General features: G+C 39.3%; 1 protein-coding gene. It reads right to left on the bottom strand.

The features are described 5' to 3' along the window. Positions 1 to 903 (bottom strand): GA-like domain-containing protein (locus ACF91D_RS30620; protein ID WP_392438513.1); only part of this gene is annotated, 903 nt, incomplete at its 3' end. Between the last annotated feature and the right edge of the window lie 135 nt (positions 904 to 1,038).

Genomic DNA, 1,038 nt, shown 5'->3' on the forward strand with positions numbered 1-1,038 from the left:
TACATTGTTTAATTTCGTCAAAGCTTCTACTTTAGCTGTTTCTAATGCTTCGATGAGTTGTTCTAATTCGGCTTTTTCTTCTGGGTTTACTAAGCTATCCGATGTGATTTCAGTTAACTTGTTATCTGCTGCTTTCTTAGCTTGCTCTACTGCTTCAATTGCTTGTTCTGCCTCTGATAATTGTTCAGTGTCTAAAACACCGTTACTATCTCGATCATTCACTTCTGGCGCTGTCACTGGATCAATTTGGTCTAGACGTGTTTGTAGTGCATCTTTTCCTGGTGTACCGTTTGGTACACTACTCAATTTCGTCGAAGCATCTGCCTTAGCTGTTTCTAACGCTTCGATAAGTTGATTTAACTCAGCTTTCTCACTTGGATTTACTAAGTTATCAGACGTAATCTCAGACAACTTGTTAGCTGCTGCTTTTTTAGCTTCTTCTACTGCCGTAATTGCTTGTGCTGCCTCTGATAATTGGTCTGTATCTTTAACCCCATTACTATCTCGGTCATTTACTTCCGGTGTTGTCACTGAACCAATTTGGTTTAAGCGTGTTTGTAATGCGTCTTTACCTGTTGTACCGTCTGGTACATTGTTTAATTTCGTCGAAGCTTCTACTTTAGCTGTTTCTAACGTTTCGATTAATTTATCTAATTCGGCTTTTTCACTTGGATTTACTAAGTTATCAGACGTAATCTCAGACAACTTGTTATCTGCAGCTTGCTTAGCTTCTTCCGCTGCTTCAATCGCTTCTTCTGCCTCTGATAATTGGTCTGTATCTTTAACCCCATTACTATCTCGGTCATTTACTTCCGGTGTTGTCACTGAACCAATTTGGTCTAAACGAGTTTGTAATCCATCTTTACCTGTTGTACCGTTTGGTACATTGTTTAATTTACTAATCCATCAGATGTGATTTCCGCTAACTTATCGTCTGCAACTTGCTTAGCTTCTTCCACTGCTTCAATTGCTTGTTCCGCCTCAGACAGTTGGTCTGTGTCTAACACGCCATTACTATCTCTATCATTTACTTTTGGT

The organism is Staphylococcus sp. 231237_7MaSpsaltlick, from assembly GCF_043107035.1.